The 17,464-nt window shown below is 70.1% G+C and carries 16 protein-coding genes and 4 pseudogenes; 10 read left to right on the plus strand and 10 right to left on the minus strand.

What is annotated here, in order from left to right; genetic code table 11:
• Positions 1 to 804 precede the first annotated feature (804 nt).
• Positions 805 to 1,113 (plus strand): hypothetical protein, encoded by a 309-nt coding sequence (locus tag ACFYUS_RS32545; RefSeq protein WP_388860310.1) that lies wholly within the window; start codon positions 805 to 807, stop codon positions 1,111 to 1,113.
• A 39-nt stretch (positions 1,114 to 1,152) separates the two neighbouring features.
• On the opposite strand, the pseudogene ACFYUS_RS32550 reads toward ACFYUS_RS32545, so the two are convergent.
• The 3 genes and pseudogenes from ACFYUS_RS32550 to ACFYUS_RS32560 form a co-directional block, all read right to left on the minus strand.
• Positions 1,153 to 1,356, minus strand: a pseudogene (locus tag ACFYUS_RS32550) (transposase); the annotation flags it as partial.
• Between the two features lie 74 nt (positions 1,357 to 1,430).
• Positions 1,431 to 1,790, minus strand: coding sequence for a transposase (locus tag ACFYUS_RS32555; RefSeq protein WP_388860313.1), 360 nt, complete (start codon positions 1,788 to 1,790; stop codon positions 1,431 to 1,433).
• A gap of 3 nt (positions 1,791 to 1,793) precedes the next feature.
• Entirely contained in the window at positions 1,794 to 2,204 is a 411-nt protein-coding gene (locus ACFYUS_RS32560; RefSeq protein ID WP_388860316.1) for a VOC family protein, read from the minus strand.
• 315 nt (positions 2,205 to 2,519) lie between these two features.
• Between ACFYUS_RS32560 and ACFYUS_RS32565 the strand changes: the two genes are divergently transcribed.
• The 3 genes and pseudogenes from ACFYUS_RS32565 (at position 2,520) to ACFYUS_RS32575 (ending at position 6,065) form a co-directional block, all read left to right on the plus strand.
• Positions 2,520 to 4,103: an MFS transporter gene (locus tag ACFYUS_RS32565; RefSeq protein ID WP_388860319.1), complete on the plus strand. Its 1,584-nt coding sequence runs from the start codon at positions 2,520 to 2,522 to the stop codon at positions 4,101 to 4,103.
• A 70-nt stretch (positions 4,104 to 4,173) separates the two neighbouring features.
• Positions 4,174 to 5,182, plus strand: a pseudogene (locus ACFYUS_RS32570) (IS3 family transposase); the annotation flags it as partial.
• 244 nt (positions 5,183 to 5,426) lie between these two features.
• Entirely contained in the window at positions 5,427 to 6,065 is a 639-nt protein-coding gene (locus tag ACFYUS_RS32575; RefSeq protein ID WP_388860322.1) for a LysE family translocator, read from the plus strand.
• A 102-nt stretch (positions 6,066 to 6,167) separates the two neighbouring features.
• On the opposite strand, the pseudogene ACFYUS_RS32580 reads toward ACFYUS_RS32575, so the two are convergent.
• Together ACFYUS_RS32580 and ACFYUS_RS32585 are read right to left on the minus strand one after the other, a co-directional pair.
• Positions 6,168 to 6,755: pseudogene (locus tag ACFYUS_RS32580) on the minus strand (IS5 family transposase); the annotation flags it as partial.
• Positions 6,756 to 7,078: 323 nt separating this feature from the next.
• On the minus strand, positions 7,079 to 9,304 hold the full coding sequence (locus tag ACFYUS_RS32585) for an MMPL family transporter (protein WP_388860325.1): 2,226 nt from the start codon (positions 9,302 to 9,304) through the stop codon (positions 7,079 to 7,081).
• Between the two features lie 92 nt (positions 9,305 to 9,396).
• On the opposite strand from ACFYUS_RS32585, the gene ACFYUS_RS32590 reads away from it, so the two are divergent.
• Positions 9,397 to 9,987: a TetR/AcrR family transcriptional regulator gene (locus tag ACFYUS_RS32590; protein ID WP_388860328.1), complete on the plus strand. Its 591-nt coding sequence runs from the start codon at positions 9,397 to 9,399 to the stop codon at positions 9,985 to 9,987.
• Between the two features lie 193 nt (positions 9,988 to 10,180).
• Here the strand turns inward: ACFYUS_RS32590 and ACFYUS_RS32595 are convergent, their stop codons facing one another.
• The 3 genes from ACFYUS_RS32595 to ACFYUS_RS32605 form a co-directional block, all read right to left on the minus strand.
• Positions 10,181 to 10,498, minus strand: coding sequence for a family 1 glycosylhydrolase (locus ACFYUS_RS32595; protein ID WP_388860331.1), 318 nt, complete (start codon positions 10,496 to 10,498; stop codon positions 10,181 to 10,183).
• A gap of 560 nt (positions 10,499 to 11,058) precedes the next feature.
• Positions 11,059 to 11,214: a DUF6924 domain-containing protein gene (locus tag ACFYUS_RS32600; protein ID WP_388860334.1), complete on the minus strand. Its 156-nt coding sequence runs from the start codon at positions 11,212 to 11,214 to the stop codon at positions 11,059 to 11,061.
• A gap of 216 nt (positions 11,215 to 11,430) precedes the next feature.
• A complete protein-coding gene (locus ACFYUS_RS32605) occupies positions 11,431 to 12,267 on the minus strand; it encodes an alpha/beta fold hydrolase (protein ID WP_388860337.1) in 837 nt (278 codons plus the stop codon).
• 498 nt (positions 12,268 to 12,765) lie between these two features.
• Between ACFYUS_RS32605 and ACFYUS_RS32610 the strand changes: the two genes are divergently transcribed.
• Positions 12,766 to 13,536, plus strand: coding sequence for a GNAT family N-acetyltransferase (locus ACFYUS_RS32610; RefSeq protein ID WP_388860682.1), 771 nt, complete (start codon positions 12,766 to 12,768; stop codon positions 13,534 to 13,536).
• Positions 13,537 to 13,671: 135 nt separating this feature from the next.
• Positions 13,672 to 14,013 (plus strand): DUF5713 family protein, encoded by a 342-nt coding sequence (locus ACFYUS_RS32615; RefSeq protein ID WP_388860340.1) that lies wholly within the window; start codon positions 13,672 to 13,674, stop codon positions 14,011 to 14,013.
• Positions 14,014 to 14,462: 449 nt separating this feature from the next.
• On the opposite strand, the gene ACFYUS_RS32620 is transcribed toward ACFYUS_RS32615, so the two are convergent.
• Positions 14,463 to 14,657, minus strand: a complete 195-nt coding sequence (locus ACFYUS_RS32620; RefSeq protein WP_388860343.1) for a hypothetical protein — start codon at positions 14,655 to 14,657, stop codon at positions 14,463 to 14,465.
• A 179-nt stretch (positions 14,658 to 14,836) separates the two neighbouring features.
• On the opposite strand from ACFYUS_RS32620, the pseudogene ACFYUS_RS32625 reads away from it, so the two are divergent.
• The 3 genes and pseudogenes from ACFYUS_RS32625 to ACFYUS_RS32635 form a co-directional block, all read left to right on the plus strand.
• Positions 14,837 to 14,986: pseudogene (locus ACFYUS_RS32625) on the plus strand (sulfurtransferase); the annotation flags it as partial.
• Between the two features lie 649 nt (positions 14,987 to 15,635).
• Complete coding sequence (rpmF, locus tag ACFYUS_RS32630; RefSeq protein ID WP_388860346.1) at positions 15,636 to 15,809, plus strand: 50S ribosomal protein L32; 174 nt, start codon at positions 15,636 to 15,638, stop codon at positions 15,807 to 15,809.
• A gap of 179 nt (positions 15,810 to 15,988) precedes the next feature.
• Positions 15,989 to 16,894, plus strand: a complete 906-nt coding sequence (locus tag ACFYUS_RS32635; RefSeq protein ID WP_388860349.1) for an alpha/beta fold hydrolase — start codon at positions 15,989 to 15,991, stop codon at positions 16,892 to 16,894.
• Positions 16,895 to 16,968: 74 nt separating this feature from the next.
• Here the strand turns inward: ACFYUS_RS32635 and ACFYUS_RS32640 are convergent, their stop codons facing one another.
• Positions 16,969 to 17,352 (minus strand): DUF6009 family protein, encoded by a 384-nt coding sequence (locus ACFYUS_RS32640; RefSeq protein WP_388860352.1) that lies wholly within the window; start codon positions 17,350 to 17,352, stop codon positions 16,969 to 16,971.
• Between the last annotated feature and the right edge of the window lie 112 nt (positions 17,353 to 17,464).

Raw genomic sequence — 17,464 nt, forward strand, 5'->3', positions numbered from 1 at the left:
TAGCCGAGGTGGGCGAACGCGGCGGTCTTCAGCCGCCGGATCTCCGGGCGGTGGCGGGCTCGGGTGCGGTCGTGATGGTCGAGCGTGATCTCGCGCCAGGGCAGGCGGCGGACGCGGTCGAACAGGCCGAGGCGGTTGGCCTTGACCTGGGCGATGTAGGGGGCGCCGCGCGCGGAGGTAGGCGCCGTGGGTGTGCTGGGTGTGCAGCGCGTCGGCGGTGATGACCGTGCCGGTCAGATCGATGCTGTCCAGCAGGGGCCGGAAGGCGGGGATCTCGTTGACCACGACAGTGTCGGCAGAGGGCCGCGTACGCCGTACGGACTTCACGGAGCCGCTGCTGGGCCTCGATCGGAGCGCCGGGGAAGGAGGGAGAACCCGCCACATCCAGAATGCCGCCGCCGTTCGATCCTCGGAAGGGTGTACCGCGGGTGACCTGCGGCCATGGTCACCCGGACGGGCCGTCGTGCCCGAGCGCAGAGGGCGAGGGATCACGGTCCGCCCCGTTGCCACGGCGGCGCCGACCGGGCTGAGGCGGCGGCGCTGGGCCGACCACCTGTTGCACGCCTCCGCGACGGCGACGTTGCGGCGGTCCGGGAGGAGGGGCGAGCGCGAGGAGCAGCTCTCGCTCCTCGACCTCGGCCTCGATCTGAGGGGCGGTTTCGCCGTGGTCGGCCCGCGGGCGGCCCTGGTCCTAGGCCGTGTGTCGAAAGCTGCTGAGAGGCAACGTGATGGCGGGCTGGAGCGTCCATGAGATTGCCGGAGTCGGCTTGGCCAGGGCGTTGAGGGGGGCTCGTGGAGCGGTATATGAGTAAGCAGGACGGTCCAGGGCGAGAGCTGAACGCTTACGAGAAGGTTCTCGCAGAGGACCGCCGTGCCGTGCGGGAGATGTTCCGTGTGAGCATCGGTGGCGCCCATGCCGGGCTCGTCATAACGCTCTTCATCGTGGTCTTGTTCGCCGCCATTGGCGGCACCGTATGGGCTTTGATCGTTGGCGGAGCGGTTGCGTTCTGGTTCGCCGTCGCTCTTGTCGCGGCTGTCGGTGGCGGTCGCCGTGGGTGGGCCGCGGTCAAGCGCGCTTACCTTTTGACTTTCGGCTGGGCCGGCTGGCTGTGAGCGCCGGCATCCGAGCTTTCGGCGGTTGCGTGCCTGGTCGGCCTTGTCCGGGATAATGCGGCGGATCCCGCGACGGCGCAGGTAGGCGCGGTTCCGGCGGGAGGCGTACGCCTTGTCGGCCCGCACACGGTCCGGGTGGACGCGTGGCCGCCCCGGCCCGATGCGGGGCACCCGGACCTCGTCCAGCACGGGCTCGAACTGCGGCGAGGCCCCGCACTGCCCTGCCGTGACCACGATCGACATGGGCTTCTGCCCCTGCTCGACGGCCAGATGCAGCTGGGTGGTGAACCCGCCGCGTGACCGTCCCAACCCCGTGATCACGGGGCTCGGTGAAGATGCCGCCCCGTGGTTCCTTCCGCGGGTCGCCCTGCTTGCGTGCCCCGGCCGCGTGCTGATGGGCGCGGCACACCGTGGAGTCGACACTCAGACCCCGGACGAGCGCACCCTTTGCGTCGGCCAGGGACTGAAGCCGGGTGAGGATCCTTGCGGGTGCCGTTGCGCTGCCACCGGCGGAACAGGCCGTAGACCCGGCCCCAGGGCCCGTACTCGGCGGGGATGTCCCGCCACGCAACTCCGGTCCGGACCCGGAACCGTATGCCGTCGATCAGCTGCCGCCGAGGCCGGACGGCCGGCCTGTCTTCACACCCTTCGACAGCAACGACTCCAGCACTGCACACGCCCTAGTCGTGCTTGGGCCAGGTCGGGCCCTGGTCGGTCCAGATGACGCCCTTGTTGCGGCACAGGCAGAAGGGGTGGCCGATCGGGTCGGTGTAGACCTGCCAGCCGTAGCCGTTGGGGCCGATGAAGTCCTGCCTTAGCGTCGCGCCGAGGTCGAGGACGCGGCGCTGCTCGGACTCGATCTCGTCGACTTCGAAGTCGAGGTGGAACTGCTTGGGGTGCTCGCTGTCGGGCCACTGCGGAGCGCGGTAGTCGTCCACCCGGATGAATGCCAGCTCGATCTCGCCGAACTGGATTCCAGCCCAGTGCTCGGAGCTGCCTTCCTTGACCGGACGGCCCGTCACCTCGGAGTAGAAAGCCGCCAGCTTCATGGTGTCCGGGCAGTCGATAATGAAATCGGTGAGTCGCAGCATCCCGCGATCTTGTCACAAGCTCACACTCGACTTCGAGACTGGCCCTAGCAGCTCCGCTGAGGTGCGGGAACAAAAAGTTCCGGGGGCTTCGCCCCCAGGCCTCGTTCACCAGGGGCGGCCAGGTTTGTACCGCAGGTGCGGATCAGCAGCGGACTTCGGCGGAGCCGCTTAGAGCATCCCGGGCGCACAGACGGTGACCGCACCCCCGCTCCACGGCACCGCGACCGCCCGGGCCCGGGACCGGCTCCGCCCGAGACCGACACACCGCTCGGCCTGGATCTCCCGGCCGGGCGCCCTGCCGGTCGTCGAGGGACCGTGATCCGCCTGCAGGCCGAGCACCTGCCCAGCGGCGCGGCACCGAAGCCGGTAGGGCTGTGGTGGTCGGGCATCGACGTCGCCCCGGCCGACATCGGCATGCTCGGGCAGGCATTCCTGGGGCGCTTCGGCATCGAGCACACCTTCCGCCTGTTCACGCAGACAGTGGGCTGGGCCTGCCTGAAGATCCGCGCCCCCGAAGCTGCCGACCGCCGGACCTGGCTGATCCACGCGGCGTTCGCCCGACCACGGCTCGCCCGCCCGCCGACGGCAGGCCTCCGGCGGCCGTGGGAGACGCCCGGCCCGCCCGACAGATTCCCCCTGCACGAGTCCGTCGCGACTTCCGGCACATCCGCCCCGAGGCCGCCTGCCCGGCCCGAGCACCGAAATCTTCGTCCCCCGGTCCAGGACGCCCGCCAGGAAGAAAGGACACCCGGCCGACCCCACGCCACGACGTCCACACAGTCCGCTCTCCAGCTCCTCTCCTTCCTGTTCAGCGTCTCCGGACTCCTCGTCGGCTTCCTCTCCACCCGGATATCCAGCCGGGTCCTGCTGTTCGTCATGACCGTGGTGTGGGCCGTCGCCCAGCTCCCGGTCCTCGTGGTGGCCTCGGTCCCGACCCTGATGGCCGGCCGCATCCTCCTCGGCGCCGCTGAAGGACCGGCGGCTTCCACGTCCCTGCACGCCCTGTACAAGTGGTTCCCGCCGGAGCGCCGCGCCCTGCCCTCGGCCCTCCAGATCGGCGGCGCGGCCCTCGGCACGCTGATCGCGGCCCCCCTCGTCACCTGGCTGATCGCCGGTTCCGGCCGGCGCTCGGCCTACGCCGTCCTCGCGGTCGTCAGCGCCTGCTGGGCGCTGCTGTGGTGGCGCGTGGGACACGACGGCCCGTACGACCACAAGCGCACGGCCACCGGAGTCGGTGGGCTTCGGCTGCCGTACCGCAGGATCCTGCTGACCGGCACTGTGCTCGGCAGCATCGCCAGCGCCTTCGGAGCGGCGTGGGCACTGTCCCTCAGCCATGCCTGGCTGCCCGCCTACCTCAGGACGCAGCTCGACATGTCGGCGGCGGCCTCCGCGACGGTCATCAGCGCCATCTCCGGCTTCGGACTGGTGCTGCTGCTGACGGTCTCCCCGTTCGTGGACGCGCTGAAATCCCGAGGCGCGAGCAGCCGTTGGTCCAGCGGGGCGGGGCAGAGCATCGCCGTGTGCGGGGCCGGGTGCGCGAGGGCGGCGTTCCCGTCCGTCGACGCGACCGGTCCGCGGCTCGTGCTGATCGCGCTGGCCTTCGGCATGGTCGCGGTCACCATCCCCCTCCACTACATGACCACCGCGGAGGTCGTCCCTCCTGCCCAGCGCGGCGCCGTCTTCGGCATCGTCGCCGGTCTCGGCACCCTGCCGGGCCTCATGGCGCCGTTCCTCACCGGCCACCTCATCGACACGGCCGACACCCCGGCCGCCGGCTACACGATCGCCTTCCTCACCGCCGGCGCCGTGATGCTCACGACCGGCGCCTTCGCGCTCACGGCCATCCGGCCGGAGCGGGACGCACGACGCCTCGGGCTCGACGACGAGCCCCGGCCCTGAAGCGCATGGCGGGGATGCGGTCGTGGCGAAGCTCCAGGAGGGCGCAGGTGCGATCGGTTGTGTCAGCGCGGCGGAGGAACCGGCCCGGTTGCGGGCGGAGAACGCCAGACTGCTCAAAGCCGAGCAGGAGCGACGGCTCGAGCGCGAGATCCTGCGCGGGGCAGCCGTCCATTTGGCCCGGGAGGTGAAGTGAGCCCTCGCCGCTGGGCCCTCATCTCCGACAACCGCGCCGATTTCGGCGTCAAGCGGATCTGCCGGATGCCCGGGGCGTCCCGCGCCGGCTACTACCGGCACCTGTCCACCGAGCAGGCCCGCGCCGAGCGCCAGGTCGAGGAGAAGCGGACCATGAACGAGATCCGTGCCATCCACACCGAGCATCATGACGCCTGCGGTGCCCCGCACATCCGTGCCGAGCCGCGGGCGAGAGGTCACGGGATCAACCGCAAGCGCGTGACCCGGCTGATGCGGGTCAACCACGTCGTCGGCCGGCACCCGCGGAAGAAGAGACGCGCGAGGGCCGTGGACAGGAACGCGCCCCCGCCGGACCTGGTGATGCGCGACTTCACCGCCGACGCCCTGAACACCAGGTGGTGCGGCGACATCACCTGCGTGGCCGTCGGTGACGTGGCTCTACCTCGCCACGGTGATCGACATCCGCTGGAGGAGGGGGGTGGGTTGGTCGATCGCGGACCGCATGCGCACCTCGCTGGTCACCGACGCGATCGAGATGGCCGTGGCCGCCCGCGGCGGCCGGGTCCACGGTGTCGTCTTCCACACCGACAGGGGCGCCCGGCACGGCATCCTCCGCCGACGTCTGCCGCCGGCACGGCATCCTCCGCAGCATGGGCCGGGTCGGATCGAGCTGCGACAACGCCCTCGCCGAATCGTTCTTCCAGGGCCTCAAGCGCGAGTTGCTCCACGGCCGGCATCGGAGCTCGAAGGCACAGACCCGACTCGACTTGTTCCGCTGGGTTTCCTGTGACAACCGACGCCGTCGCCACTCCGCGCTCGGTCAGCGCACACCAGCCGAGTTCGCACCACAACCGATCACCACGCGTACGCTGTCACTCGTCGCATGAGACCCGGTGTCCACTCCTCGGGATCAGCCTCAACGGTGGACGTGACCGCACGAGACGTGCCCGCCCGACTCCGTCCCAGGCCGGCACCATGGCCGGGAGGCGCCTGCTCTCCCGCAAGCGGCGGGTCATCCGGCACGAGGCCGGGCCACCTGAGCGTGTTCCCTGAATCAGGGGCGGACCAGCAGGGTCAGACAACAGAGGGGTATGCGCAGGTCAGAGGGCCGGTGTCATATGCTGGCCTTCCATGGCAATAAGTAATTCGCTGTGGTCTTTCGCCCTGGTTGTGGGGCTTCTCGCTCTGACTCCTGGACTCGACACCGCTCTGATCTTGCGCACCTCCGCTCTCGGTCGGCGCAACAGGGCCTGGGGCGTCGTCCTCGGAATCCAGTCGGGCACCCTCCTGTGGGGCGCGCTCACCTCTCTGGGGGTGACCGCGCTCTTCACGGCCTCGCACCTCGCCTACGTGACGTTGCGCTGGATCGGGGCGGCGTATCTCATCTGGATGGGCGTCCGCATGTTGCGGGACACCTTCCGGGGTCTGCCTACGGCCGGCATCGGTGAATCCGACCTTTCCACCGGGAAGGACTCCGTCACCGGCGGCTGGCGGCAGGGGACGCTCACCAACCTCCTCAACCCGAAGATGGGTGCCTTCTACGTCGCCGTCCTGCCCCAGTTCATCCCCGCCGGCGCACACCACTTCACCATGGGGCTGCTGCTCACCACGGTGCACATCCTCATCGGTCTGATGTGGTCGGCTGTCCTCATCGGCTTTGCCCGAGTGCTGCACGGCTGGCTGCGCAGGCCTCAGGCCCGTCGCCTGCTCGACCGGATCACCGGGACCGTCATCGCCGCCTTCGGCATCCGGCTCGCTCTCAGCGACTGAACGCCGTACCCGCCATGGCGCGAAGCCGTGATCAGTACCGGGTCCGGACAAGGAGGGCGGCGAGGCGGAGTGCGGCCTGGTAGGCGATGGCGAGCTTGTCGGTGAGCATGGCCGGTCCACCAGGACGGCCTCCGGCCGGGTCCGCGGTCTTCCCGGCCCGCTGCGCGGAACACGGATGCCGGCCGTGACAGTTTCGAAGGCCGGGGCGTCGCCTGCCTGGCCTGCGGTGACGCGGAGGGTCAGGGGTCGTGCATGGCTGTCGCCGGCGAGGTGGACCTTTGTGCTCAGGCCGCCGAGGGAGCATCCGAGCGCGTGGTCGCCGGGTTCGGCCCGTCCTGGAGCCCCTTTTTCCTGGCTCCGGCGGCGTGCTGGTGGGCCCGGCAGACGGTGGAGCCCGCCGATACGGTCCGGTCGATGTCGGCATCGGCGTCGGCCGCTGCCAGGAGCGCGGCGAGGATGCGTTCCCAGGTGCCGTCCACGGCCCACCTGATCGGGCGTTTGTGAGCGGTCCGGAACGAGCCGAGCTCACCCTGGCAGGTCCCGCCAGGGTGAGCAGGTGCGGTACTTCCACGCGATGGCCTCAAGAGTGCGGCGGTGGTCGGCCCATCGCCGACCGCGTACCGGGTCGGCCGGGCATCAGGGCTCGATCCGGTCCCGCGTCGCATCTGGGATCACTGATCGGACGGACACATCCGATCAACTGGCCAGCCGCTCAAAGAGACATGCTCCAGGCTTCCCTTCCGGTTCGAGCGTTCTGCAGGAGGGGTCGGCGTCGGCCGGATTCAGGGGCCGTGACCGCGAGCGGTATCCGTACCGAGGGCGCACAGGGCGCACAGGGCGCACAGGGCGTTCCGGACGTGGCTCCGTTCGCTGTGTGCCCTCGCAGGCCGACGCGCGGAGCCCTTCGGTGGCGTACGGCGGTGCCGGTGGTCACCCCGGAGGTAGGTGCCGGCGGGCCGCTCTGGCCCGCCGTCCGTAGCTCGCCGTCGATGGCGTGTCGTCTCCCTTCCGCGTCAGGCCTTCATGGGTGACCGACGGCTCTGGGCGGAGCCTTCTTCGGAAGGGCTGTTCGGGTCTCCTGTGACTGGCTGGGCTGCGGGGTCCTGGTCGGTGAGGGAGCCTTCGATGTCCACGTGCGGGACGGCGCGTTCCAGCCAGGTGGGCAGGTGCCATGCGCGGTTGCCGAGGAGGGCGAGGACGGCGGGAACGAGGGTGAGGCGGACGAGGAAGGCGTCGATGAGGACGCCGACGGCCAGGGCGAAGCCGATGGACTTGATGACGGGGTCGGCGGTGAAGATGAAGCCGCCGAAGACGGCGGCCATGATCAGGGCGGCGGCGGTGACGACGCGGCCGCTGCGTGCGACGCCGTGGGCGATGGCCTCGCTCGCGTCGCCGGTGTGCTGGTGGTGCTCGCGGATGCGGGCGACGAGGAAGACCTCGTAGTCCATGGCGAGGCCGAAGAGGACGCCGATGAGCAGGACGGGCAGGAAGCACAGGATGGGGGCCGCGGCGGCGAGGCCGAAGACGTCGGCGAGGTGGCCGTCCTGGAAGACCCAGACGACGGCGCCGAGGCTCGCGCCGACCGACAGCAGGAATCCGGCGATCGCCTTGAGGGGGACGAGCAGGGAGCGGAAGGCGATGGTCAGCAGGACGAGTGCGAGCAGGACGGTGATGCCGATGACCAGGGGGAGGGCGTCGGAGAGCTTGGCGGAGATGTCGATGGCCGCCGTCGTGGCTCCCGCGACGTACATCGTGCCGCCGGCCCGGCTGACGACGTGGTGGTCACCGCGCAGGCGGTGGACGAGGTCGGTGGTGGCCGCGTCGTTCGGCCCGGTGGTGGGGACGAGGCCGATGGCGGCGACGGAGCCGTCGGCGTTGGTCACCGGGGGTGCCACGACCGCGACGCCTTCCTCGGCGGACAGGGTCTTGCCGAGCTCGGCCAGGACCTGGGTCCGCTGTGCGGCGGGGACGTCGGTGACGATGACGGACAGGGTCGCGTTGAAGCCGGGGCCGAACCCGCGGGTGAGCAGCTGGTAGCCGCGGTGCAGGGTGCTGGCGGCGGGCTGGCTGTCGTTGCCGGGCAGCCCGAGCCGGAGATCGCGGGCGGGCAGCGCCAGGCCGAGGAGCAGGGTGACACCGGCGAGGACGACCAGGACGGGGCGGCGGGTGACGAGCCGGGCCCAGGCGAGACCCCATGCGCCCTCCGGCCTCGCGGTGGCGGGGCGGGGCTTGGGACGCAGCCGTTCACCGGCGTAGGAGAGGAGGGCGGGCACGAGCGTGACGGCGACCGCGACCGCGATGAGGACGGTGCCCGCGGCGGCCAGGCCCATGACGGCCAGGAAGGGAATGCCGGTCAGGGAGAGGGCCGCGAGCGCGACGACGACGGTGATGCCGGCGAAGACGACCGAGGTGCCCGCGGTGGCCGTCGCCCGGCCGATGGATTCCTCCACCCGGCTTCCCGGCACGGCCAGTTGTTCACGGTGGCGGCAGATGACGAACAGCGCGTAGTCGATGCCGACGGCGAGTCCGATCATCAGGGCGAGAACGGTCGCGGTGCCGGTCATGTCGACGAAGCCCGAGACGAACAGGACCCCCAGGACGCCGACGGCGACGCCGACCAGCGCGGTCAGGAGGGGCAGGCCGGCCGCGAGCAGCGAGCCCAGCGTGACGGCCAGGACGGCGAAGGCGATCACCACACCGACGATCTCGGTGCTGCCGCCCATGCCGTCGGCCGGGGTGGTCACGGTACCGCCGAACTCGACCTGCAGACCGGCCTCGCGCAGCGGATCCGTCGCCGACTTCGTCAGGGCGTCCGTGGCCGACTCCGGCACCTCGGAGGCCGCCATGGCGAACTGCACGTCGGCGTAGCCGATCGTACGGTCCCGGGAGACCGCGCCGGTTTGCTGCGGGTCGGAGACATGGACGACGCCCGGGATCGCCGCGGCCCGCTTGAGCGTGTCCGCGAGCGCCGTACGGGCGCCGGCCTGGTCGAGGTCCTCGCCCGGTGCCGCGGCGAAGACGATGCGGGCGCTGCCGCCCGCCGCGGCGGGAAACTCCTCGGCGAGGAGCTCCTGGGCCTTCTGTGACTCGATGCCCGGTACCGAGTAGGTGGTGCCGAGCGTGCCGCTCAAGGTCGTGCCCAGGGTGGCGATCACCGCCAGCAGCAGGAGCCATCCCGCGAGCACCCGGCCGCGCCTGCGCGCGACCCAGCGGCCCAGTTCGAACAGTTGGTCAGCCATGCCGGTCCCTCATCACACGCGACGATTTTTTTTGCAGCCTAAAGCAAACTTACAGTCCATAGTAATTTTGCAGTCCTGGGTAGGATGCTGGTATGGATACGCCAGGACTGCGCGAGCGCAACAAGGCCCGCCGCCGGGAAGCGATCACCCGAGCCGCGTTCCGGCTCTTCGCCGAGCGTGGATACGCGGCGACGACGATCGCCGACATCGCCGCCGAGGCCGAGGTGTCACCGCGAACGGTCACGCTGTACTTCGCGACGAAGCAGGACCTCGCGCTGTCCCGGACGGCGCAGTCCCTGACGCGGCTCACCACCGCGCTGCGCGAGCGTCCCGCCGGGGTGTCGACGCTGGATGAGGTCGCCGACTGGCTCGGCCGGGAGATCACCGAGGCCGACGAACTCGGTGTCCTGGAGCAGCGCATGTTCGACGCCAACCCGGAACTGGCGGCGCTGCGGGGGATCCACTACACCGAGGCCGTGAACGAGGGAACGGCCGCCCTGGCCCGCGACATGAGCGTGGCAGCCGACGACACGAGGCCACGCCTGGCCGCCGCCGCCACCGTCGCCGTCATCGTCGAGGCGTACAAGACCCCGGCGGGCGAGGCTCGCGATCAGGCATTGAGGAGCGCCTTCGCGTTCCTCACCGCAGGCATCACCCGTCTCTCCGAGCCGGCTGGATCCTGAGGGTTCTCGGGGAGCGGGCGGCTTCGCGTGTCGGCCCGTGGTGCGCGTCGACCTCCCGGCCGTCGAAGTGCCGCGGGGCGACGACCCGGGCGGTCGGCCGCTGCGACCCGCCGGAAAGGGCCGGGGCCCGTCCCGGCGGGGCCGGCGTGCGGACGGACCCCGGGGTTCAAGGGGGCGACGGTACTCGGAGGGCTCAGGAGGAAGCCGTCGGCAGGACGAGCCTGCGCCCGATCGCGCCGAGCCGGGCTCCGGAGGGCTCGGGGGTGCGTACGAAGGCCTTACGGTCGACGGTGATGAGGCCGAACGTGGTCCGGTAGCTGCCCCGTTCGCAGTTGTCGAGCGCCCTCCAGTGGAAACAGCCCCGCACGTCCACCCCGTCGGCCATGGCGTGGGCGAGGCCCGTCGGCGCGCCGGCGGTGTAGGCGATCCCGCGGTCGCCGTCGGCCGTGGCGATGCCGTTCCCGGTGACGATCGGCGGGGTTCCCGGCACGGTGGCGGCGGTCAGACGCACGAGAACACCTCGCCAATGGCGCTTCGTGGCGGCGATGTTGGGCTCAGTTACGGCCTGGGCGGTGATGAGAGGTACGCGGTCGCCAAGGTAGAGGCCGGCCCCGCTGCTCGGTGCCGTCGTGCGAGGAGCAATGCGGGCCGGGTGGCTCTGCCCGTGAGTACTTAAAAAGCCGGACGCTCACGTCCATTCTGCGTGGCTGTCTGGTGCCTGGCGGGAGACTGGACCACACCTCGAGTCTCGTCGGTTCCGATTCGTTGCCGGACGCAGGTTCCTGTGTCCGCGCAGGCCGAGTCCGTGAGGGGCGGCTCGATCAGGGAATGGGAGCCGCCGACCGTTCAGGAGGGCCGATAGATCCCCTCGGGATCCTCCTGGGCCCATTCCGCGTCCTCCTCGAAGCCCAGGTCGCCGATGTTCAGATTCGCGTGGACGTCGTGGACCCCGCAGGGGCGGCGCGGAACTCAGTACCGAGCTCGATCGATTGTTCGTAGCCTCTTCGTCCTCGCACCCTTCCCGGGCCGCCATGGTGACCGCCGGCAGGGCGTGGCATTCGGTCTCCATGGTCATCCGATCGGCGAGGACACGACGGACGGGTTCTCGTCGGTGCGGACCGCCGCCACTACCTCGTCGGTGGATGTCTCCGCCCAGGACCGGTCGTCGATGACGTGGACGCGCGCGTCGTACGGGTCGTCTCCCCAAGGCTTCATCAGCGCCGCCAAGACGTCCTGTCATGCCCGGTCGTCCTTGTAGTCGGTCCTGACGGCCAGGGCATGGAATTCATCACGGCCGGTGACGGCGGGCGTCGCGTTCGCGGATCCCTCTCCCCGGGCTGCTCAGCCGCCGGATCGTCGGACTCTGTTACGGCCTGCTGTCGCCGAACGGGCAGCGGCGCCGTGTCCCTCGTCCGGGGAGGGGCACGGCGCCGGGTCGGGGTACTACTTGGCCAGGAATTCGATCAGCGCCTTGTTGACCTCGTCCGCGTGGGTCCAGAGCAGGCCGTGCGGGGCGCCCTCGATCTCCACGTACTCGGCGGAGGGAAGGGCCTGGTGGAACAGGCGGGCCGTGGACTCGACCGGGAGGATGCGGTCGTGCGTGCCGTGCAGGATGAGTGCCGGCACGTCGATCTTGGGGATGTCCGCGCGGAAGTCGGTGCCCCAGGTCAGCGGTGCGGCGGCGGCCGCGTGGGCACCGCCGCCTGCGGCGACGTTCCAGCTGTTGTGGACGGCCGCTTCGCTGATGCGCGAGCCGAGGTTCTCGTCCAGGTTGTAGAAGTCCTGGTAGAAGTCGGTGTAGTACGCGAATCGGTCGGCCTTCACCGCGTCGGAGACGCCCTGGAAGAACTCCGCGGTCGCCGCGCCCTGCGGGTTGTCGTCGGTCTTGAGCAGCATCGGCTCCAGAGAGCCGAGGAAGGCGGCCTTGGCGATGCGTGAGGAGCCGTAGGTGCCGAGGTAGCGCGCGACCTCGCCGCTGCCCATGGAGAAGCCGGCGAGGACGGCGTCGCGCAGGTCCAGCGTCTCCAGCAGGCGGTTGAGGTCGGCGGCGAAGGTGTCGTAGTCGTAGCCGACGGTGGGCTGGCTGGACTGGCCGAAGCCGCGGCGGTCGTAGGTGATGACGCGGTAGCCGGCGGCCAGCAGTGCGGCCGACTGCTTCTCCCAGGAGTGCCCGTCGAGGGGGAAGCCGTGGATGAGGACGACCGGCTGTCCGGTGCCGTGGTCCTCGTAGTACAGCTCGATGTCGGTGGTGTTCTCCTGGCCGACGGTGATGAACGGCATGCTTGGTCCCTCTCGGACGAGGTGATGGGGGCAGGTGCGGAACGCCGGCCCAGTGGTGGGTCACGGGACGGCGAGGTGCTGCCGTCGTGCTCGGCTCGCGAGTCCAGGTTCGTGGCAGGAGAGGCACTCGCGTAACCGTCGAATGACTCAAGAAGGGGCGCCTCGGTACCATCCTCCCCACGTGGCCGTTCTGGCTGTCGGCGCGGCCGGGGCAAGGCCTTCCGGGAGTCCTGTGCAGTCAAGTGACTGAGCCCGGCACCCTGGACGCCAGTGCCCTGGAACGTCCCCGCGTTCGCCGGCGGGGCGAAGCCGGAGACGGAGCCCACCGGATTGGTCATCGCGTCTGGGGCGACCGGTGAACGAGTGTCCGACATGCGTGCCGTGGTGACCGTGCCCTCTGGGACGCGTAGGGAAAAGGTGGTCCACTCGTCGGACATTCCGCGCACCTCGGCAAAGTGAGGGATTCTGTTGACAGTTCTCGGGGACTCGGTCGAATCGATGGAGCAACTGGCCGTGGTCTGGCGGGCCATGGTGCTCGACCGGGACGAGGGCGCGGACGTCCGTGACCTCCCGGGGATCGCCGTGCGCTGGGCCGACTGCCGGTTCGCCTTCTGGAACTGCGTCACCCTGACCGAGGTCGGGGCCGACGGCGCGCTTCTGGAGCGGCGTCTGCGGGAAGCGGCCGAGGTCATGCGCTCGAAGAAGCAGCCGGGCTTCCTGTGGGTCTTCGAGGACCTGATCGAGGACGAGGCGCGCGCCGGCCTGGACGCGGCGGCCGAGCGGGCGGGTCTGGTGCACGCCTTCCCGGGCACGGGCATGGCCGGGGACCTGCTGCCCCTGCCGGAGCCCGTCCACCCCGACCTGACCTTCGTACGCGTGTCGACCGACGAACACCTTCAGGCGTACGCCGACCTCAACTCCAGGGCGTACGGCTTCGCGCTGGAGGACGGCCGGGACGGCCTCGCCGGCTCCGCCCTCTGGAAGGAGCAGGTGCACGCCTACCTGGGCCTGCGCGACGGAGTTCCCGTGACCTGCGCGGCGACGGTGGAGGCGGACGGCCGGCTCTTCGTCGTCCTCGTCGCCACGGACCCGGAGTGGGAACGCCGCGGATACGGCGAGGCCGTGACGCGCAAGGCACTGTACGAGGGGGGCCGGGCCACCGGCCTGACCCGGGCCACCCTGCACGCCACCGCCGCCGGAGCGCCCGTGTACCCGCGCATCGGATTCCGGCCGAACTCGCCGATGCGTTTCTTCGCCCTGCGGGGCTGACCGCGTTCGGGCGAGGGCTAGCGCCTTGTTGTGAAAGCCCTGGTTGCTTAGGGGCCGGCGTCCAATGGGGACGTTGTCGTCAGTGGTGCTGTGCATGATCGGCGCGTCAGCTTTTCGCGGAGGTAGGGGAGTGCCATGCCGGTCACGAACCAGGAGGTAGCGGGACACACGTTCCTGCGGCAGATGTACGACGACTCGTACTTCCCCGATCACGTGGTCGACCGGGGGAAGGCGATCCTGTTGCGGCTGTGCGGGCGCATGGAGAGCGAGCAGCCGTCGGATACGGAGAGCTTGTATGCGCTCTCCCGGGCTGCGACGGAGGAGTTCAACCTGCTGGACAGGGAGTTCATGGCGGCCGGGAGCGAGATCGAGACAGTCGCGCGCGAGTGGATCTGTGACGAGTTTTACTTCGTCGCGTCGGCGTACGGGTTCCCGGAGGCGGATGCGGAGGAGTTGACTGCCGGGCGGGATGGGTGAACGAGGACCGGAGGCGACCTTCGGTCGAAGCCGCTTGTCGAAAGCTGTGATCAGCCCGGTCGCCTCGTAGTGGGCGGCGGCTTGTCGTATCGCGTGACGGCGGCGCGATGTCTCTTGAGGCGGTTGGTCCCGCACTCGACCGCGTGGCGCACGCGGTGGTCGGCCCGGTCGAAATGTGGGGGCCGGCTGCTGTGGGAGCCGAGCTTTTGACGGGTGCGCGCCTGGTCGGCATCGGGCGGGATGGTGCGGCGGATCCCGGGTTGGCGCAGGTAGGCGGCCTTCTGCCGTGGGCAGCCACTCCTTGACGAGGGCTGCCTCGTATTCGGGGCGGAAGAAGGTGGCGGCGCCCTTCGTGGACCTGTCAGACGGACCCGCCGGGGATCAGGCAGAGGAGTGGCAGGACCTCTTGTCTCCCCGACGGGGGAGACCTCTCTTCGTGCGCGAGGGTTTTACAGGCCCAGGTCGAGGGCCACGCACGAGTAGAAGTTCCATGAGTTCTCGGGGTTGTAGTCGGGGGCGCCCCTGCCGGCCGGATCGGCGTCCACCTCGGTGGTCATGTCCTCGAACGGGATTCGTCCGGGGAGCTTTCCGAAGCGCTCGTGCCGGGCCGCGGCGTAGGTGTCCTGGGCGACTTCATTGTTCATGACCATGCTCCACTTCGGTGATCGTGGATCGCGTCCTGCTGGTCGCCTGGAGCGACCGCTGTCAGCATGCATCGCATGTCGTCACCTGTCAAGACGGTGACGAAGGTGGAAGTGGAGCATGTTTCTTAGGGTCTGCCGAACCACGGGAGCCCCTCACACGTCCTCCGAAGAACACAACCGCCCCGGCCCACCTCCCGCAGGAGCAGTCCCAGCGCCCCGGCCACGTGCCGAGCGCCCGCGACATCCCCTGGTCGAAGAACGCCGACGACGGCACCTTCAAATCGGACGACGAGCTCAAGGCCCTCTGCGGGGCCGAGCGGGTCGACCTCGGCGACGTCGGCACCTGCCACACGCCGGCGGAGCCGGCCGCATCCCTCCAGATCGCCTCGGGCTCCACGTCCGTGGTGCTGTACTCCGGGGCCGGCTGCACCGCCACCTGGCCGTGGGGCAGTGGAACCCTGGCCCAGACGAACCCTCCCCGGGAGATGCTGAGCTACCGGGTGGTGACGCAGTAGCGGCGCCGAGGTCCATCCGGCACCCGGGTGTGTGCCTGCGAGCGCAGCGGGAGAACGCTTCCCGCTGCGCTTTCGTCATTCTGGAGGGGCCAGGCACATGTGTGCCGTGCGGACGGCAGCCGTCACCACGTGCGTTGCAGCCGTGTCCGGCGGTTTGCTAGCCTCCTGGGCGTGCTGATCGAAGTTGACAGAGCCTAGCCTGAGCCCGCCGCCCATCGGCGCAGGTCCAGGCGTATCTCGTACAGCCAACCGCCAGGACTTCGGCGCGGTCGGCGTGTGCTCTCCACGCCCCATGCCCAGCGGCTCTGACCTTCACCGGCCTGTTCTCCGACGAACCCACGCCTTGCCGCGACAGGACCCCCTGTCCGCGTGAGCACTTGTTGTTCCCCGCGTGCCCTTCCGTCGGGCTGTGCCGTGCCTTCGTGGTCGGAGCGATGCCCTACGGAAACGGAAACCATCGCCCATGATGAACAAGAAGTCCCGCGCGCGGACGCGTCACCGCCGAGCCCACTGGAAGGTGGACGTGCCGGTCCTGGTGACCTGCGCCAACACCGACTGTGGACTGCGGACCCCGCCGCACGCCGCCTGCCGGCACTGCGGAATGTACCGGGGCCGTCAGGTGATGCCCCCGGCCTGACGTCACACAGGACACCATGGTGCCGGGTCCCGTCGCGTCCGTTTCCGCGGCGACGGGGCCCGGCCCCCTCCATGCCCAAACCGAGGCATGTGTGCCACCTCACATCGGAAAGTCTGAACTTTTCGGGCTGCCCAGCATCGTGTCGGTGTCAGAGGTCCACACACCACGCGGAGGTTCCGATGAATTCGTCGATCGCGCACACCGACCCCCTCTCCCCGGGCACACACACGTTCTCGCTGGCCGGCCTTGCCCTGCGCTATCACGTCCACGGCAAAGGCCCGGTGTGCGTGGCCCACTCCGGCGGTCCCGGCATCTTCTGGGAGTACATGCGCATGCCGGCTCTCGAAGAGCACCTGACCATGGTGTACGTCGAGCCCATCGGCACCTCGGAGGACAACCGCCTGCCCTCGCACCCGCACGGATACACGCGCGATCGTTACAGCGACTTCCTGGAAGCGCTCATCAACCGGCTCGGTGTCTCCAAGGTGCATCTGCTGGGGCATTCGCATGGAGCCTTCGTCGCCGCCCACCACGCTCTGAACCGCTCCGAGCAGGTGGCGGGGGTCGTGCTGTACGAGGGTGCTCCCGTCACCGGCCCGGAGCACGGCGAGGAGGCGGGACGCAACGTGGAGCGCTTCGCGGAGAAGCATGCCGGTCACCCGGGGCTGCCTGATGTGCTGGCCGCGTTCGGGGAGATGTCGAGCATCTCCAGCGATGAGCAGACGGAGGCGGTGGCCAAGGGAGTGCTGCCGTCGTACTTCGCGGACTACTGGGGCGACGAGGAGCGGTACGCCCCGCTCAGGGACGCGATCCGCGCCACGTACATCTCGGGCCTGGACGAGGAACTCGGCCCCGACCTCGTCGACGATCGCGTCGCCCTCAAGACGCTGGCGGTACCGGCCCTGGTGATCGTGGGCCGGCACGACGTCATCTGCGGTGTGCGCTGGGGGCGCGAGCTGGACGAACTGATCCCGGACGCACGTCTGGTGATCCTGGAGAACAGCGGCCACCTGGGGCACGTGGAGGAACCCGAGGTGTTCGCGGCCGCGGTCCGCGGCTTCGTCCTGGAGACCGCGGTCCAGTAGGACGCGGGGGAGAGGAACGGGCGGGGGTCACGTACGCGGTGGAGCGAACGCGGGCCCCGCGCGGGCTTTGGCCCTCAGGGGGTCGATGCCGCGGCGGCCGTGGAGCCGTTCTGGGACCTGGGTGTCTTCGCTCCCGGCTGCTTCGGGGCGATGGTGAGGGGGTCGACGGCCTCTCCCGGGGCGCCCTCGCGGTAGAGGCCGTCGGGGAGGCTGTCGCGGTCGTGGGGGAGGAGGAAGAACACCCGGCGCCTGTAGAGGCCGCTGTCCGGGTCGGGCGAGGCGTCGTCGTCCAGGAGGGCGTATCCCACCATGCGTCCGTCGCGCGCGTAGGGGGGCTTGGTGTTGCGCCGCTTCGTCTTGTCCAGGGCCTGACGGACGTAGTCGAGTCCGTCGGGGTTCTCCAGCCACACCACCTCGGCCTCGTGGATGAGGTCGCTCTCGGTCAACAGCGAACTCATGGCTGCGGTCTCTCCTTCGTCGGCCCCGTTCCCAGCCGTGGGAATCGGCGGGGTGTCCGTCCGTGCTTCGGCCCGCCTGCCGCCGGGCGGGAGGCCGTTCTGCCGGGGACAC

The organism is Streptomyces sp. NPDC004284, from assembly GCF_042874035.1.
Taxonomy (GTDB): domain Bacteria; phylum Actinomycetota; class Actinomycetes; order Streptomycetales; family Streptomycetaceae; genus Streptomyces.

Bases quoted from the DNA above. Each gene is read 5' to 3' on its own strand.
- ACFYUS_RS32620 (WP_388860343.1), bottom strand. From the start codon at position 14,657: ATGAACAATGAAGTCGCCCAGGACACCTACGCCGCGGCCCGGCACGAG.
- ACFYUS_RS32610 (WP_388860682.1), top strand. From the start codon at position 12,766: ATGGAGCAACTGGCCGTGGTCTGGCGGGCCATGGTGCTCGACCGGGAC.
- ACFYUS_RS32585 (WP_388860325.1), bottom strand. From the start codon at position 9,304: ATGGCTGACCAACTGTTCGAACTGGGCCGCTGGGTCGCGCGCAGGCGC.
- ACFYUS_RS32575 (WP_388860322.1), top strand. From the start codon at position 5,427: ATGGCAATAAGTAATTCGCTGTGGTCTTTCGCCCTGGTTGTGGGGCTT.
- ACFYUS_RS32590 (WP_388860328.1), top strand. From the start codon at position 9,397: ATGGATACGCCAGGACTGCGCGAGCGCAACAAGGCCCGCCGCCGGGAA.
- ACFYUS_RS32635 (WP_388860349.1), top strand. From the start codon at position 15,989: ATGAATTCGTCGATCGCGCACACCGACCCCCTCTCCCCGGGCACACAC.
- ACFYUS_RS32545 (WP_388860310.1), top strand. From the start codon at position 805: ATGAGTAAGCAGGACGGTCCAGGGCGAGAGCTGAACGCTTACGAGAAG.
- ACFYUS_RS32615 (WP_388860340.1), top strand. From the start codon at position 13,672: ATGCCGGTCACGAACCAGGAGGTAGCGGGACACACGTTCCTGCGGCAG.
- ACFYUS_RS32605 (WP_388860337.1), bottom strand. From the start codon at position 12,267: ATGCCGTTCATCACCGTCGGCCAGGAGAACACCACCGACATCGAGCTG.
- rpmF (WP_388860346.1), top strand. From the start codon at position 15,636: ATGATGAACAAGAAGTCCCGCGCGCGGACGCGTCACCGCCGAGCCCAC.
- ACFYUS_RS32640 (WP_388860352.1), bottom strand. From the start codon at position 17,352: ATGAGTTCGCTGTTGACCGAGAGCGACCTCATCCACGAGGCCGAGGTG.
- ACFYUS_RS32560 (WP_388860316.1), bottom strand. From the start codon at position 2,204: ATGCTGCGACTCACCGATTTCATTATCGACTGCCCGGACACCATGAAG.